Source organism: Halobacillus trueperi (genome assembly GCF_003386945.1).
Taxonomy (GTDB): domain Bacteria; phylum Bacillota; class Bacilli; order Bacillales; family Halobacillaceae; genus Halobacillus; species Halobacillus aidingensis.
In genome coordinates this window covers 165,400-182,689 of the sequence record NZ_QUAE01000005.1, presented here as the reverse complement: position 1 = coordinate 182,689, position 17,290 = coordinate 165,400, and the positions used below count along the sequence as shown (strand labels likewise).

The window sequence follows — 17,290 nt, the reverse complement described above, 5'->3', positions numbered from 1 at the left end:
GTAATTAAAAAGTTCTCGAAAGGAAGCGTATGCCATGATTTTGGATAACGTTAGGATCTACCAGCCTTATCAAACTTATGAGAGTAACCGCACTTATGCGATTAAAGTGGAAGGGGAGAAGATTGAAGCCATCTATGACTCGCCTTACAATGGAGAGGAAGCTGTGGTAGATGGAAGAGGACGAGTCCTTTCTCCTTCCTTCAGTGATAGTCATATGCACCTGCTCCGTTACGGGCTGTTAAAAAAAGAATTAGACCTTACCCAAGTAACGAGCTGGGAAGAAATGAAAGCTGTTGTCGAGAACCATTATGATGAACTTCAACAGTACGATTGGATCTTTGGAAAAGGATTCAATGATGGAAACTTTGATGATATCGACCACCTGTTAACAGCAAAAGATTTAAATGAAATTCAAGTGAATGCATATATGTACTTCATGCATCAGGATGGGCATGAATGTGTCATCAGTGAACAAGCAATGGAATTGTTGAAAAAAGAAGAGGACTTTAAGAAAGAGCCAGATGAATTCAAAGAAAAAGATGAACATGGTCACTGGAATGGCCGCTTCAAAGATACGGCGGTTCATTACATCAAACACCATTTTTGGGGACGTTCTGCTGAAGATGCAAAAGAAGCCTTAAAAAAAGCGCTGCCTCATCTTAGCGAACATGGCATCACATCTGTTCATACAGATGATATTAATTTTATCGGTTCTTATGAACGGTTGTGGCAGGCTTACACAGAATTGGAACAAGAAGAAGCCTTGCCGATCGATGCCCAGCTTCATCATTATGTGTTCAATATCCATGACATGAAAACATATTGTGCAGAGAATGATCTTCGCACAGGCCACGGAACTCCTCAAGTCACGGTAGGATCTTTCAAGATTTTCTTGGATGGTACTCAGAGGCTTTATACAGCAGCCATGAGGAATCCCTACCCTGTCGAACCAAGTGCGGACGGCCGTTTGATTTATACTCAAGAACAGCTCGATGAGATGGTCAAATATGCAAGCGACAATAATATGCAGGTTGCTATGCATGCGATCGGCGATCGAGCTGTTGAACAGGCGATCACAGCCCTTGAGAAATCCAAGGAGGCTACGAAACGTTTACGACACCGGATCATCCATGCCCAGACGCTTGCTCCCGATCTGATTGCCAGGTTGAGAGAGTTGAAACCTTACATTGAAACACAACCTTCTTTCCTTCTGGATGAATGGAGTGAAAAAGGGAAATGGACACCGGAAAGCCTTCAGCCTTACTGTGATGCGTATCAAAGCCTTTTGAAAGAGCATATTCCATTAACGTTGAGCTCTGACCTTCCCATCGGTGCGCTGAATCCTTTCACGACCATATTTACGGCTGTCAATCGGACAGACCTTAATGGAAACCCTGAAGGCGGCTGGATGCCGCAAGAAAGATTGAGCCTAAAGGATTCCTTCCTAGGGTTTACACAAACTCCAGCGGAGCTCGAATATAAAGAAGAAGAAAAGGGTAAAATAGAACCTGGTTATCAAGCTGATTTTCTAATTCTAGACAAGCATCCAGAGGAAATAGAACCTGAAAAGTTGAAGGATATAAAAGTACTGGAAACGTGGCATAGAGGAAAGTGTGTCTATCGGAAGTGATGTCTTCTACAACTTTCCTTGTCAACACTCGTTCCATCAGCCATAATGGACATAAGTGATGGAAAGGGGAGGATGGGTAGCAATGGAGAAGTTATTTTTAGTGCGTCACAGTGAAACAGAAGGTCAACATGAAGATTCCCCGCTGACGAAGACGGGCATCAGGCAGGCCCAAATGCTCGCGACTTTTTTAGAGAATTACGGGCACAGCATCGACCGCATCCTATCTAGTCCGTATTTGCGGGCGATTGAAACGATCAAGCCTTTTGCCAGAAAAAATAATGTAACCATCGAAATGGATGACCGCTTAGAGGAGCGTGTCCTCAGCCGTGAACCACTGGATGACTGGGAAGAAGTCCTTCATGATACGTTTGTCGATCCTGAGCTGAAATTAACGGGAGGAGAATCTTCTACTGAAGCGAAAAAACGTGTCCTTTCTCTGATTGACGAACTTGAAAATGAAGATTGTGGGAACGTTCTCCTTGTTACTCATGGGAACTTGCTCGCCTTATTACTGCAAAAATATAACCGTGAAATCGGTTTTTATGAATGGAAGCGTCTCTCCCGTCCAGATGTTTTTCTTGTGCAAAAACAAGGCGGAGAATATACTGTCGAACGTATTTGGGAAGACTGACTTCATTCTTTCCCTTTCTTTTCAGTTCGATGCGAAAATGGTCGAACGACTACGGGAATTGCGATTTTTTATCAAAATCGTTATAGTATATTGTGGTGTTTATCTTAGCCAATAAGGGTGAATAGTATTTTATAAGCACACGAAATTCTATAAAAGGAGGAGAAATAGATATGGCCTTTGTAATCACATCCCCTTGTAAAGATGAAAAAGCTGGAGAATGCGTGGATGTGTGCCCAGTTGATTGTATCGAAGAAGGGAAAGATATGTTCTATATCGACCCTGCGATTTGCATAGATTGTGGTGCGTGTGAAGCGGTGTGTCCAGTTGAAGCGATTTATATCGAGGACGAGGTACCAGAAGAAGAAACTCCATACATCGAGATTAACCGTAAGTTCTTTGAAGAACAATAAGTATCATAACCAGACCGTCTCTTTCCCAAAGAGACGGTCTTTTTCATACCACCCTTTACTTTCCTTCTTTCACTAAAGCTCCCGACTGTGGAAGACTCGGCTTCGAGTTAACCGGGGTTCGTTTGCCGTATTTGGAGTCAGGGGGTGGTTGGGAAGCCACTCGCTTTCCTGTGGGGGAGTGGCGAGCTTCCTCGGGCTAACGCCTATCTCCTTCTCCCACGGGAGTCTCGCAGCTTCCCATCCTCTCCAAAAACATCTGGAAATCAGGTCTTCAACTATCCTGAGATATAGCCGAATAGTTACGCTGCCTTTTGAGCCAGTTGGTTCTTGGGTGAATAATTTTTCTTTATGCAGGGTAGATAGAAAAGGAATGATTACAAGGGAGGACATAATTCATGACAAATCTAAAAAACCAGACAGCGATTATAACAGGTGCAAGCAGCGGAATCGGCAAAGCGATTGCCCATCATTTAGCAAATGAGGGTGCGAATGTCGTATTAGCAGCTAGAAGAGCAGAAAAATTGAATGAACTGGCAGAAGAAATTACTGAACAATACAATGTCGAAGCAAAAGTTATAGAAACAGATGTGACGAAACGAGAAGATGTAGAGAAGCTCGTTTCCGAAACGAAATCAGCGTTTAATACGGTGGACCTTTTCATTAATAATGCAGGAGTCATGCTGCTCTCCTTCTTAAAGAATGACCATGTGGATGAATGGGAACAGATGGTTGATGTTAATATAAAAGGGGTTTTATACGGCATCCACGCAAGCTTGCCTACGATGATTGAACAGGAGTCCGGTCATATCGTCAATGTTTCTTCTGTTGCGGGTCATGAAGTTTTTCCATCCAGTACCGTTTACAGCGCGACAAAATATGCTGTAAAAGCTCTTTCGATGGGAATGGAAAAAGAACTTTCTAAATCGGGAGTCCGGGTGACGAACGTTTCACCTGGGGCGGTGGATACAGAGCTGACTGACCACATTACGGACGGAGATGTTATTGAAATGTTCAAAAACCGTAGTATGGATCCATTGGAAGCCGATGACATTGCCCGTGCAGTCGCCTATGCCGTGACTCAGCCGTCATACGTTAATGTGAATGAAGTCATCGTTCGTCCCATGCATCAAAAGTAAATGGAAAAAAAGATGACCGCAGGGGTGCGGTCATCTTCATTGTACGACTTTAAATTTTTTATAGTCATTGATTTTACCCTTATTTTTAACGTCGAGAGCTTCCACTTTACTGAATGGCGTAGGGCCCTCATCGATTTTTTTTATGAACTCCTGTAATTTTCCATGTTCTCCTTCCGCTTCAATAAGAACGGTACCATCTGGCTGGTTTTTCACCCATCCTGAAACACCGATCTGTTCAGCGATCTGTTTGGTAGCAGCACGGAAACCGACTCCTTGAACGCGGCCGTGAACAGTTATTTGATTGTTCTCCATTCTTCCACCTCCTCATCTATCCTCTTGTTTCCCCATAAATAGAATTCGGCAAACCTTTAGAAGGAGTGGATTTATATGAAAGAGATCGATATCACGGAAATTGAGGGATTTGTTTTTGGTCAAAAAGAAAGTGAAGATCATCACACAGGGTGTACAGTCATCCTGAGTCAAGATGGCGCCACGGCAGGTGTGGATGTCCGGGGCGGGGCACCTGGTACGAGGGAAACCGATGCGTTGAAATCCGAAAATCTTGTTCAGCAGGTTCACGGCCTATTTTTGTCTGGAGGCAGTGCCTTTGGCCTGGATGTTGGAGCGGGAGTGATGAGATATTTGGAAAAGGCAGGAACCGGTTTTGATGTAGGGGTGACTCGAGTACCCGTCGTCCCAGGTGCCATTTTATTTGATTTAAGAGAAGGTGACCAAGGGATGCGCCCGGATGCTACAATGGGGTTTAAAGCTGCAGCATCCGCCTTTGAGCATTCCCATTTGAAACAAGGGAATTATGGTGCTGGTGCAGGGGCAACTGTTGGAAAAGGGAAAGGACCTTCTTTTAGCATGAAAGGCGGATTGGGGCACTATGCCATTCAGATCGGAGACGTGAAAGTGGGAGCTGTCATCGCTGTTAATTGTTTTGGGGATGTCATCAACCCTGAAACTGGCCAAATCATCGCCGGTTTGCAAAAAGACGGAAATTTTTTAAATAGTGAAGAAGTCATGATGAGTCAAATCATGGAGGGGCAGACCAATCGCTTTCGTGGGAATACGACCATCGGAGCCGTCGTTACGAATGCGAAGGTAGATAAACCAGCAGCAAATAAACTTGCGGACATGTCGCATAACGGGCTCTCCCGTACCATCCGTCCTTCCCATACGTTCGTTGATGGAGATACGATGTTTTTTGCGGGGGCAGGAAAAGTAACATGTGACTACAACAGCCTGGGAGTCATGGCTGTAAGAGCTGTTGAAGGAGCGGTCCTAAATGCAGTGACTCATGCAAAATCAACAAAGAGTTTCTTATCAGCTAAAGATTTACAGTAGGAGGAACATTGAAATGAAGGTTTTTGTTTACGGTTCACTTTGCAAGAATCAGGAAAATCATCATTATATGAAAGAAGCGACGTTGCTTTCTGAACAGGCTTTTGTGAAAGGAACGTTATATACGGGTCACTCTTATTATCCCCTTCTTCTAAAAGATGCACAGGAGATCACCTATGGAGAATTGTACGATATTCCATCGTCTTTACTAGAGGAATTGGATGAATTAGAAGGCTATTCCAAAGAAACGGAGGACCCTTATTTCGTGCGAGAGACGTGCGAAGTTTCCACACCTCATGGAGTAAAGGAAGCGTTTGTTTATTATTGGCCGCGTGAAGCACAGGGGGAAGTGGTCCACAATCACGATTGGAAAGTCCATCGGTACATTCAAAGCGACCATCTCTACTATTTTGCTTACGGGTCATGTATGGACAATTCCAGATTATGCGACCATGGAGTTGACCATTTATTTACTACAATTAAAGGGAAAGGAAAGCTCAGCGATTACAGGCTCGCTTTTTCCACTCATTTTGAAGACGGGTCGAGAGCCGACATTATCGAAGATCCCGGGGCTCACGTGGAAGGCGTTGTCTATGAAGTCGGAAAAGAGGCACGTGAGTATTTATATCAAAGGGAAGGGGTAGAAACGAAAGTCTACAGACCAACGATTGTCCATGTGGAAGGAGACGACGGAATCACCTTCCAGGCCCTTTCGTTTACGGTCATTGAAAAACGAGCAGAAATCGCACCTCCTTTTCATTATGCAGAAGAAATTCATCGCGGAGGATCAAAATACCTCTCGGAAAATTATATGAAATCCATCGAACATAAATTTTTGGAAGAATGGAAAGTGCCTGAATTCAGAGCGTACCTGCAAAGAAAGGGATGGAAAGAATGACAGAGACCAAATGGTCCAGTTATATAGCCAGGGATTTTACTCGTTTGCAATATGCGGTTCTTAAGAAAAGAGACTCTTCCAAGGAAGCGATTATTATCGTACACGGAATTACGGCCGAGTTTCATCATCATGAAGCGTTTGCTGATGAATGTCTACGCTACGCTGATATTTATTTCCCTGTGTTGAGAGGCTACGACAAGAGCCCAAAGAGAGGGGACATTGATTATATAGGGCAGTATGATGATGATTTATTCGATTTCATCCATTTCATTGAAAAGAAAGGATATGAAAAGGTTACCTTGGCCGGACACTCCATGGGATGTGCCAACCTATTAAGATTAATTCAAAAAAACAAGAGGGCCGCCAGTGAATACTTGTTTATCGCTCCCTTCTTCCATCCTACTTTGCCTGTGTACCATGAGGATGCGACAGAACAGTCCACTGATCGAACTGATGTGGATTATACAGTATTCGACAAAAAAGTCATGCTTCTCATGACTTTGTATAAGATGAATATCCATCGATTCAATGACAGGACAGTTGCGGAGATTCCGGACGAATTCAACAAAAGTGAAAAACTAACCTTGAGTTTCCGGCTCCTTGCCTCGAGGTTTCTCGAAAGAATCCCTCCAGAATTGCTGAGTGATATAAAGGATAGAGTATCCATTTATGTCGGGAGTAAGGATGAAGTTCTATTACATGACGAGTTCAAACGTTACGTGAAAGAGCACTGGAATGTTAAGGTCCACATCATTCAAGAAACAGATCACAACCATATCCTTCATCATCCTCAGTTGCATGAGGAATGGGCGGGAAAATGAAACCTTTTTATTCCCAGTTGATCGCGTTTCGCGGTCGTTATGATGACTTTGGGTACGAACAAGGAGAACAATTAAAACGTACGCTGTTATATAAACATCATGAACAAAGACGGAGACGCTCGAGGCTTCGATACGATGTGGACATTCAAGTTGTTAAAGAACAAATGGACCTTTATTGCAAAGGTCTTTTCGATGAGCTAAGGGGGCTTGCTGAAGGATTACAATGGTCGTTGGAAGAAGTCATTCATGAATACAGTGGGTATCAGCAGGATTGGGAAGGTTCAGGCTGTTCCATTTTAACGGGAAACGGGTACTTTGCCAGAAATTACGATTACCATCCCAAAACGTATGAGGGTCGTTTAGTTTTGTTTCAGCCCAAAGATGGCTATGCGAGCATTGGCCCATCCCAACGCATCATAGGACGCACAGACGGGATGAACGAACACGGACTTTGTATTGGATATAATTTCGTAAACAGAATTCACCCGGAAGACGGGTTTATTTGTTGTCTGCTGACTAGGATGGTCTTAGAAACATGCAAAACAACCAGCGAAGCGGTTCTCTTATTAAAGAAACTCCCTCATAGACATTCGTTTAACTATGTCGTATTCGATGCAGAAGGCACATCAAAAATTATTGAGGGCTCTCCTCGCGGGGTCATCGTGAAAGAGGGGTTGGCTTGTACCAATCACTTCACAGAAATTGCCCAGGAAAACCGCAGGCATCTGTCCAATTCACAGGAAAGACTGGATGATCTGAAAAGTCGTCAAGCTTATATCCTTGATGAATTAGGGGCTTTTCATTTATTGAATGACTCATACGGTCCGATCTTTTCTCATGGGTATAAACAATGGACCGGTACGATCCATACATCTTGTTACAGTCCTGAATCATTAACTCTTCATTTCGGACTCGGTGGAGATACAGTACCATCCGTGATTTCATTACGGGATTGGCTGAATGAAAGAACAGCTCTTCCAAATAGAGTTTATGGGGAATTGAACACGGATGCAGCGATTCCCTATATGGATGACCCATCGTTTTGAGTATCTCCCTCTTGAGGAAACATAGCTCTTAAGAGTAGAATGAGGGAGGACATTGTACGGCAAAGGAGACGAGACATGAGCCATTTGACAGATATAAGCATCGATAAAATTCAGAATTTATACGCTTTTTTAAAAGATCAAGGAGATGAAGAACAAAAAGAGAAGGTATTGGATTTATATGAAAAGTTGATTCATGAAGAAATGATGATCGGCTTTGCTGGTCACTTTTCAGCTGGTAAGTCGACATTGATCAATACGTTATTAGATAATGACCTTCTCCCTTCAAGCCCCATTCCCACTAGTGCGAATATTGTCCGGTTGAAGACAGGCGATCCCTATACGCTTGTTCATTTCCAGGATGGAACGGTCGTCCGGTATGATGCGGGTATCGATCTGGAAACGATTAAAGCGCTCTGTAAAGATGGGGAGAAAATTACAGGACTTGAAATCTCACAACCAGGGCAGTCCTTGCCTCCCCATGTATCGATCGTCGATACACCCGGGGTGGATTCAACGAATGACGCCGACCGATTGATTACCGAATCATCTCTTCATTTGATGGATTACATGTATTATGTGATGGATTATAACCATGTCCAGTCTGAAGTGAATCTTATGTTTTTATTGGAAATGCAGCGTCGTAAGACACCTTTTTCAGTGGTCATCAACCAGGTGGATAAACATGTAGAAAGAGAGCTTTCTTTTGAAACCTATCAAAAAACGGTAACGAACGCCTTTGAAAAGTGGGGGATTGCCCCTGAAGAAATCTACTTCACATCCTTGAGAGATTATTCCCTTCCTTTCAATGAGTTTCAAGCGTTGAAGGAAGACTTCCGTATTCTCCTTTCGAAACCCCAACTTGAGAGACAAGCGGAAATACAAGTGGGATGGATTGCCGAAGAAGCGGTGATGCATTATTCGGATTTGCTCGAAGATGAGATGGCACAACTTCGAGAAGAAAAGGAAAATTGGGAGGAAATAATCGATGAAAGTCCTTTCCATTCCAAAGAACTTGAAAACCAACAAGCTCTCCATGAAAAAGCAGAAGCAGACTTTCAGGAGAGAGTCAGTCAATTCATTTCGAACGCCTACCTCATGCCGAGCGCTCTTCGTGAATATGCAGAGGCTTATTTAGAGTCCGTACAGCCGGACTTTAAAGTGGGAATTCTTTTTACACAAAAGAAAACAGAAGAAGAACGGTTGGCAAGAGAACAGGCGTTTTACACGAAGCTCACAGAGTCTGTGGAGAAAAACCTGTACTGGCCGCTTCGTGAACGAATGCTTCAGTTGATGGAACACTATTCTGTCAGTGACCAGAAGCTTCTTGAACACGTGCAAAAGGAGACCTTCCATTATCCGAGGGAGCGGTTATATGCGCTTGTCGAACGGGGGGCGTCTGTCACAGGTTCTTATGTTTTACGCTACACCGATGATGTATCCAAAGATATCCAAAAGGAAGCGAGGCGTTTCATACAAGAATGGAAGCGTTTATTCCTCGTAGCAATTGCAGCCAATCAACAAGAAATGGTCGAACAGCATAAAGAAGTTTTTGAAGCGGCTGATAAAAAGCAAGAAATGGATAAACAACTAGAAGTTTTAAATGAAAGAATCAAAGAATACCGTTACAACCTAGAAGAATATCTGAAAGAAGAAAGCACGGAAGAAAATACGTTATGGATCAGGGATGCATGGAAGAAGCGGAAAGAGAAGGTGATCCGTAGGAGTGCGGATGAAATTCCTGCTGAACATTCGATCGTTAAAGAAGAGGAGATTGATCCTCGTCCTACGCTTTCTAAAAAGAGTGGATCTTCCATCGAACAGGCGCTCCACAGGGCGGATGAAACACTGAAAAACATCCATTCACTAGAAGGTACAAAGCGACTTTATGCTCAATTAGAGAAAAAACGGAACCGTCTGGATGACAGACATTATACCATCGCCCTATTCGGAGCATTCAGTGCGGGGAAATCCAGTTTTGCGAATGCTTTGCTTGGAGACCTGGTCCTGCCTGTTTCACCCAATCCGACCACGGCGACGATCAATAAAATATCTCCATCCAATAAGGAGAAACCGGATCGCTCGATTGATGCTTATGTGAAGATGGAAGCGGAGATGCTTGAGGATTTATCTCCTATTCTGGAGGACCTTGATCTCAGGGCTCATACCCTTCAAGATGTACACACGAAAACTAAAAACTTGAAAGAAAAAGACTGGCAGGCGCTTGATCATAAGAAACATTCTTTTTTACGTGCCTTCATAGACGGTTATCCGAGTATGAAACCGAATCTAGGGAAACGTATCGATGTTTTATGGGATGATTTTTCTACGTATGTTTCTAAGGAAGAAAAATCCTGCTTTATCGAGTCTATGGAACTTTTCTATGACTGTCCGTGGACGGAAGCGGGAGTTACTCTCGTTGATACACCTGGAGCGGATTCCGTCAACGCGCGTCATACAGATGTGAGCTTTGAATACATCAAGGATTCTGATGCTGTTTTATTTGTCACCTATTATAACCACCCATTCTCACATGCTGATGAGACGTTCCTTAAACAACTAGGCCGTGTGAAGGACAGCTTTACTCTTGATAAAATGTTCTTCCTCATTAATGCAGCCGATTTAGCCTCATCTGACGAGGAACGGAAACAGGTGGAATCTTATGTGAGAGCGCAATTGAATGAATTCCAAATTCGTCACCCGAAACTTTTCTCTATTTCGAGTTTGCATGCACTGGAAGAAAAGATGGAAGGCAAGGATATGGATTCAGGCATTCAAGCGTTTGAAGAAAGTTTTCACTCCTTCCTTCATGAAGATCTCGCACAAATGATGATTCATGCGATTGATGAAGATATTAAGAGTATAAGGCAAGTCGTCGAGAACTTCATCGCTGCAAGTCAGCTAAGTGAACAAGAACGCCTTGAAGAAATAAAGAAGAGTAAAGAAGAACAACATCACATTTCCGGGACCCTTGAGAAGAGCTTCGACCAGGGAGCGGAAGATGCCATCCATAACAAAGCAGGTAAACAGATTCACTACGTACATGAACGAATGATGTTGAATTTCAATGATTTGTTCAAGCGTCATTTCAATCCAGCGACCATTCAAAACCATGGGGATGCCAAAGAGTCATTGAAGGCTGCTCAGATGCAGCTCCTTGATGAATTGAGTTTTGAAATGCTTCAGGAAGTCAAAGCGGTCTGTGTCCGTATGGAGCGCTTCATGGACCAGTTAGTGAATCAGACGAAAGAACGGATCGAAAGTGATCTATATAAAATCCGTCCGACCCTTCAACTGTCGATGATCGAAGAAGGAACATTTCCTCTTCCAATCCTCAGTGGACATGTTGACATGGAGGAAAAAGAAAAAGCAAGCCTGCGAAAATTGTTCAGAAACCCTAAAGCTTTTTTTGAAAGAAATGAGAAAGAAGAGATGAAGGATTCCATGTCAGCCATCATTTCCAGAGAATTGAAAGCTCAATTGGAAACGCTCGAATCATTAGTTGTCGATCATTATACAGAGTTATGGCGGAGAAGGTACACGGAATGTATGTATATATGGAAAGAAGATGTATCGGATCATTTTACCCAGCTTCAATCCCACCTTGAGCGACCAGAAAACACCCAGGATCTTGAACACATCCTTTCTCAAATTCCGAAGTTCTAATTCTCTGAACCAACACATAAGGTAATACATCAGCATCCCCCTCTTCTAAGGATTACTTCCTCCTCCTCGGAAAAGGGGGATTTGCTATGCACTGACTCCATTGGTCTAAGGGCGAAGCGGAGGTCATAAGAATAGACAGAAAGGAGGATGTTGTTTATTGTATATCCAAAACGGCCCGTATAGACAAACGTATGCTTCTGAAACGGCACAGGCAAAATTTTTAAGTAGTCCACTTGCTCCCAACTTGAAAGGGACCATCCAATTTTACCAAATGCCTTACGGAGTCGAAGTCTTTGTTCAGGTGGAAGGGCTGCCTGATTTCAAAAAGCCAAAAAACGGAAAGCAGGTCGGACCTCATGGGTTTCACATCCATGAAAAAGGAGTTTGTGAAATCGGGGACGGCAAAGATCCCTTCGCCTCTGCCGGGGGACACTGGAATCCAGACGAGCAGCCGCACGGGAATCATGCGGGAGACTTCCCTGTATTGTTTTCCAATCAAGGAAGAGCAAGAATGATATTTTTCACGGACCGCTTTAACGTGGGTGACATTATCGGGAAATCGGTGATTATCCATGAAGGGCCTGATGACTACGAGTCCCAGCCAAGCGGAAATGCAGGAAAACGAATCGCTTGTGCCATCATAGAAAGATCATAATCTAATGGAATAATTCGCCTTCACACTGTATATACTAGTCGTGTAACGTTAATAGCGCGCTCTGCTTGACTTCACCGGTGAGTCATAGTATAGTGAATAAAAGGATAAAATTTACCAATATTCAGAAGTTCGCACTTCCAATCACCTATTATAAAGAGTGATCAATCTTATTGGTACTTTTTATAATATGTGATTTTTTCTTTATTGCAAAACGCATATTAATTTTTGAAACATTGGAGGATCCATCCCTATGAAAACAGGTACAGTGAAGTGGTTTAACGCGGAAAAAGGTTTTGGTTTTATCGAGGTTGAAGGTGAAGACGATGTATTTGTACACTTCAGCGCGATCAACGAAGAAGGCTTCAAGTCTCTAGAGGAAGGTCAAGCTGTAGAGTTTGAAGTGACAGAAGGAAATCGCGGACCACAAGCTGCAAACGTCACGAAACTATAATAAAAAATAGAAAGAGACTGGCTTTTGAAGGTCAGTCTCTTTTATATCATGACATTCTAAAGGGGGGGCTACGCCGATGGCTTTCGGAAAGAAAAATCAGGCTGAGATCAAAGAAGAAGATACGAAGATATGGGTTTGTACATCCGAAGATTGCAACTGTTGGATGAGAGACAACTTCAGAACCAATAATAACAAGAAGTGTCCAATGTGCGGAAGTGATATGGAAGAAGAAAACAAAGTGCTTCAAGTTGTAGAAAACAATAGTTTATACTATAAAGCAGAGTCATAATAAAAAAAAGCGATTGCTTCTCAGGCAATCGCTTTTTCTTATATCTAAGGGAGGAGAGACGATGGACCAGAAAGTAAAGCAGATGCTTGAAACAAAACAAATGTTAAGAAAGAATTCGCTGTCTACTGTTTTAGACAAATTTGATGGGGAGATAATGGCATTAACGGAGAAAGAGCGAAAGAAGAAATATAACAAAATGAAAGCAGATCCTTACAGCTTTTTCAGAGGAAGCGCCTACCTGTTCTTTCATGATACGACAGACCTGCCCTTTACCTTTCATACACCGGGGGACAGACCGACATGGATCATGGGAGATTTACATTTCAACAACTTCAGTGTTTTTCAAAACGAAAACAAGCAGATCGTCTTTGATGTGGACGACTTCGATGAAGGATACCTTGGTTCTTATCTTTACGATGTCTTACGCATGGTTGTTAGTATACGTCTGATGATGCATTCCCTTTCGTATGACGATGAGGCTAAAGAACAGATGGTCCATCGTTACTTGAAAACGTACTTAAAACAAATGCAAGCCTACCATGATCGAGAATTAAGCCCGGAAAAAGTCCAATTTACGAAAGAGTCCGCGAAAGGTCCTGTTAAAAAGGCGATAAACAATGCGGAGCAAAGAAGTTTGGCACATGAACTGGAAAAGCAGACCATTATCAACCACGATTCCATTCGGTCTTTTGATATTGGGAAGGACAAGCTGTCTTCTGTTCCTAAACACGAAAAACGATTGTTAGAAAAAGCATGGGAAGACTATTATCATTCTCTGGACGCTAAGAAAAAGAAGTCGAAGGACTATTACCGGATCAAAGATGTGGTCAAAAAGACAGGAGCGGGAATCGGTTCGACAGGTTTGAAAAGATATTACATTCTCATTGAAGGCGAGTGTCACGAAGACCATGAGGATGATATTATCCTTGAAGCGAAAGAAGCACGAACTCCTGTACCTGCTTACTTCTTTCCTTATGATGAGGCATTCTGGAACAATCACAAACACCAGGGAAGAAGAGTCATTCACACCCAGCAGGCGATGCACCACCTTTCCGATCCATTTCTCGGATATTTCACCATGGACGGAAAAGACTTTTACGTCCGGGAACGCTCGCCTTTTTCAAAGGATGTAAAAGAAAAGCATTTAAGTGATCTTAAGTCTGTCAAACAGACAGTAAAGACGATGGCAAAAGTGAGTGCGAAAATCCACGCAAGGGCTGATGTGGATATTGACGAAGGAATGCTCGACTATCATAGTGAAGACAGCATTATGGAAGCGGTCGGGACTGAGAAAAAGAGGTTCCGACAGCAGCTCAGTTTATGGGCCGAGCATTATGAAGAAAAGGTATATGAAGATTATGATTTGTTTCTTGAGTGGGGAAGCGAGCGTGGATATTTTTAATATCTCAGGCGGCTATCATACAACGCTCAAGAATGATATAATTTCTATGTTATAGAAACGAGAGTACTGGAGGATTATCACATGTTAACAGTAAATAATGTAAGTCTTCGATTCGGCGACCAAAAGTTGTTTGAAGACGTAAATATAAAATTCACCCCCGGCAATTGCTATGGGCTGATTGGCGCGAACGGTGCAGGGAAATCTACATTCTTAAAGATTTTGAGTGGTGAGATCGAAGCTCAAACAGGTGATGTAAGTTTGAAGAAGGATCAGCGTTTGGCCGTCTTGAAACAGAACCATTTCGAATATGACGAATATCAAGTACTTGAAACCGTCGTTATGGGTCATACACGTCTATATGAAGTGATGAAAGAAAAAGATGCCATCTATATGAAAGGCGACTTTTCAGAAGAAGATGGTATGCGTGCAGCGGAACTTGAAGGAGAATTCGCTGAAATGAATGGATGGGAAGCGGATTCTGATGCGGCCCGTCTATTGAAAGGGTTAGGCATTGGCGAAGAGCTTCATGATAAGAAAATGAGTGAACTGCAAGGGTCGGAAAAAGTGAAGGTTCTTCTTGCACAAGCGCTGTTCGGTAATCCGGATGTTCTTCTTCTCGATGAGCCGACCAACCACCTCGATATTAAAGCGATTCAATGGTTGGAAGACTTTTTGATTGATTTTGAAAATACAGTCATTGTGGTTTCCCACGACCGTCACTTCTTGAACAATGTCTGTACTCATATCGCAGACCTTGACTTTGGAAAAATCCAGGTTTATGTCGGAAACTATGACTTCTGGTATGAGTCCAGTCAATTAGCGCAGAAAATGGCTTCAGAACAGAATAAGAAAAAAGAAGAAAAGATCAAGGATTTGAAAGAGTTCATTGCGCGTTTCAGTGCCAATGCCTCCAAATCCAAACAAGCGACGTCACGTAAAAAGCTACTAGATAAAATCACGCTGGATGATATCCAACCTTCTTCCAGAAAGTATCCTTACATTGCATTTAATGCGGACCGTGAAATCGGAAATGACTTGCTTACAGTTGAAAACCTTTCGAAGACGGTTGATGGCGAAAAAGTATTGGACAATGTCAGCTTCACCCTTAATAAAGACGATAAAGTGGCCCTTGTTGGTTCAAATGAAGTTGCCAAAACGACACTTTTCCAAATCCTTATGGGTGAGGTTGAACCGGATGAAGGTACCTATAAATGGGGGGTAACGACTTCTCAAAGTTATTTCCCTAAAGATAACTCGGAATTCTTCGAAGGTTCGAATTTGAATCTTGTCGAGTGGCTGCGTCAGTATTCACCAGAAGATGAAACAGAAACGTTTTTACGCAGCTTCCTTGGACGTATGTTGTTCTCAGGTGAAGAGGCACTTAAGAAAGCCAATGTCCTTTCAGGGGGAGAGAAAGTGCGCTGCATGCTTTCTAAAATGATGCTTTCTGGTGCGAACGTTCTTCTTCTAGATGAACCGACAAACCACCTTGATCTAGAGTCCATCACTTCCTTGAACAAAGGATTGATTAACTTCAAAGGTTCTGTCATTTTTGCATCCCATGACCATGAGTTCATTCAGACAATTGCCAACCGTATTATTGAAATTACGCCAAATGGTAAGATTGTTAATAAAGAAATGACGTATGATGAGTTCTTGAATGACCCGGACGTTCAAAAGCAAGTGGCAGCTAAATAAGAATGAGATAGAAGCACAGATCCTACTAGGATTTGTGCTTTTTTTCGCTAGAATATGTTTTTTTCTATCATTTTCGGGTAAAAAATCTAAGAATAGGCAAACATTTATTTTGTTGAATAATGACGAAGTATAGAAGAAATAGGGCATTTTTGACCATTTCAAGGTGCAAATGCTCCTTTTGTAATGGCTGTGAAATATGGATGTTATGTTTGCAAACAAACTGTTGCTTGTTTGTTCTTAATTTATCCTGAGATTCTGTTAATCTTGTAATTGTGAACGGATCACCTAAATACATAGGGATCGACCAATCAAGAGGAGGCAGAATTTCATGAAAAAAACTGTATTTTCTGTGGTAGCAACTGTCGCATTAACTGGAGCATTCGCCACAACGGTAAGTGCCCACGAAACGGAATATAAAATCGATAAAGGGGATACTCTTTGGGGAATCTCCCAGAAATATGACGTCAGCGTTCAAGACTTGAAGACATGGAATGGTTTAAATTCAAACCTTATTTACCCAAATCAAACATTAAAAGTAGCTAATGAGTCTAAATCCAGCACACCTTCATCTACTACGTCTTCCAACACATCCACTTACACAGTGAAGTCTGGAGACACGTTGTTCGCCATTTCTCAAAAATTCAATATTTCAGTCGATCAGCTGATGGCGTGGAACAACCTGACTTCCACCCTCATTCATCCTGGCGACCAGTTCAAAGTTGATGGACAAGCTGTACAAACGTCTGCTCCAAGTTCGAACAGCAGCTCAAGCAATAGTTCTAGCAGTAATTCAAGCAACAGCACATCAACAGCAACGCAAACAAGCACAAGCCAAGATACAAGCAATGATGTGGTGAAAGAGTTTACGGCTGAAGCTACGGCTTATACCGCTTACTGCACAGGATGCAGCGGTGTAACAGCTACTGGAATCGACTTGCGTGCGAACCCGGATCAAAAAGTCATTGCTGTAGACCCGAACGTCATTCCACTTGGATCTAAAGTATATGTCGAAGGTTATGGAACGGCAATCGCTGGAGATACTGGCGGTGCCATCAACGGCAACCGTATCGATATTTTCATGCCTTCCCGTGAAGATGCACTTGACTTTGGTAGACAATCAGTTAAAGTTCAAGTACTTGCAGACTAATTTCATATAGTATAGAAAACTCCTTTCTGTGGATTCAGAAAGGAGTTTTTCTATGCGATTTATTTT

At 42.6% G+C, this 17,290-nt stretch carries 16 protein-coding genes; 15 read left to right on the top strand and 1 reads right to left on the bottom strand.

Annotated elements, in window-relative coordinates:
* The first annotated feature begins 34 nt into the window (after positions 1-34).
* The 4 genes from DYE48_RS08810 to DYE48_RS08795 all read left to right on the top strand — a co-directional run bounded on the left by DYE48_RS08810 (position 35) and on the right by DYE48_RS08795 (position 3,807).
* A complete protein-coding gene (locus tag DYE48_RS08810; protein ID WP_115823288.1) occupies positions 35-1,630 on the top strand; it encodes an amidohydrolase in 1,596 nt (531 codons plus the stop codon).
* 82 nt (positions 1,631-1,712) lie between these two features.
* Complete coding sequence (locus tag DYE48_RS08805; RefSeq protein WP_089652515.1) at positions 1,713-2,261, top strand: histidine phosphatase family protein; 549 nt, start codon at positions 1,713-1,715, stop codon at positions 2,259-2,261.
* Between the two features lie 170 nt (positions 2,262-2,431).
* A complete protein-coding gene (locus tag DYE48_RS08800) occupies positions 2,432-2,671 on the top strand; it encodes an indolepyruvate ferredoxin oxidoreductase subunit alpha (RefSeq protein ID WP_089652514.1) in 240 nt (79 codons plus the stop codon).
* Between the two features lie 395 nt (positions 2,672-3,066).
* Positions 3,067-3,807, top strand: coding sequence for an SDR family oxidoreductase (locus DYE48_RS08795; RefSeq protein WP_089652513.1), 741 nt, complete (start codon positions 3,067-3,069; stop codon positions 3,805-3,807).
* Between the two features lie 36 nt (positions 3,808-3,843).
* Here DYE48_RS08795 and DYE48_RS08790 read toward each other — a convergent pair whose 3' ends face one another.
* Positions 3,844-4,119: an acylphosphatase gene (locus tag DYE48_RS08790; RefSeq protein WP_115823287.1), complete on the bottom strand. Its 276-nt coding sequence runs from the start codon at positions 4,117-4,119 to the stop codon at positions 3,844-3,846.
* 75 nt (positions 4,120-4,194) lie between these two features.
* Between DYE48_RS08790 and DYE48_RS08785 the strand changes: the two genes are divergently transcribed.
* From DYE48_RS08785 to DYE48_RS08735, 11 genes are all read left to right on the top strand, one after another.
* Positions 4,195-5,157 (top strand): P1 family peptidase, encoded by a 963-nt coding sequence (locus DYE48_RS08785; protein WP_115823286.1) that lies wholly within the window; start codon positions 4,195-4,197, stop codon positions 5,155-5,157.
* Between the two features lie 13 nt (positions 5,158-5,170).
* Positions 5,171-6,052 (top strand): gamma-glutamylcyclotransferase family protein, encoded by an 882-nt coding sequence (locus tag DYE48_RS08780; protein WP_167449476.1) that lies wholly within the window; start codon positions 5,171-5,173, stop codon positions 6,050-6,052.
* Entirely contained in the window at positions 6,049-6,873 is an 825-nt protein-coding gene (locus tag DYE48_RS08775; RefSeq protein WP_115823284.1) for an alpha/beta hydrolase, read from the top strand. Before DYE48_RS08780 ends, DYE48_RS08775 begins: the two co-directional genes overlap by 4 nt.
* On the top strand, positions 6,870-7,919 hold the full coding sequence (locus DYE48_RS08770) for a C45 family autoproteolytic acyltransferase/hydrolase (protein WP_115823283.1): 1,050 nt from the start codon (positions 6,870-6,872) through the stop codon (positions 7,917-7,919). Before DYE48_RS08775 ends, DYE48_RS08770 begins: the two co-directional genes overlap by 4 nt.
* Before the next feature lie 75 nt (positions 7,920-7,994).
* Positions 7,995-11,582 (top strand): dynamin family protein, encoded by a 3,588-nt coding sequence (locus DYE48_RS08765; RefSeq protein WP_167449475.1) that lies wholly within the window; start codon positions 7,995-7,997, stop codon positions 11,580-11,582.
* Between the two features lie 157 nt (positions 11,583-11,739).
* Positions 11,740-12,237, top strand: coding sequence for a superoxide dismutase family protein (locus tag DYE48_RS08760; protein ID WP_115823281.1), 498 nt, complete (start codon positions 11,740-11,742; stop codon positions 12,235-12,237).
* A gap of 250 nt (positions 12,238-12,487) precedes the next feature.
* Positions 12,488-12,688, top strand: coding sequence for a cold-shock protein (locus tag DYE48_RS08755; RefSeq protein ID WP_027954344.1), 201 nt, complete (start codon positions 12,488-12,490; stop codon positions 12,686-12,688).
* Positions 12,689-12,764: 76 nt separating this feature from the next.
* A complete protein-coding gene (locus DYE48_RS08750; protein WP_089652505.1) occupies positions 12,765-12,977 on the top strand; it encodes a cold-shock protein in 213 nt (70 codons plus the stop codon).
* A 61-nt stretch (positions 12,978-13,038) separates the two neighbouring features.
* Positions 13,039-14,379: a DUF2252 domain-containing protein gene (locus DYE48_RS08745; protein WP_115823280.1), complete on the top strand. Its 1,341-nt coding sequence runs from the start codon at positions 13,039-13,041 to the stop codon at positions 14,377-14,379.
* 81 nt (positions 14,380-14,460) lie between these two features.
* A complete protein-coding gene (locus DYE48_RS08740; RefSeq protein WP_115823279.1) occupies positions 14,461-16,077 on the top strand; it encodes an ABC-F family ATP-binding cassette domain-containing protein in 1,617 nt (538 codons plus the stop codon).
* Between the two features lie 328 nt (positions 16,078-16,405).
* Positions 16,406-17,224 (top strand): 3D domain-containing protein, encoded by an 819-nt coding sequence (locus tag DYE48_RS08735; protein ID WP_115823278.1) that lies wholly within the window; start codon positions 16,406-16,408, stop codon positions 17,222-17,224.
* Positions 17,225-17,290 lie beyond the last annotated feature (66 nt).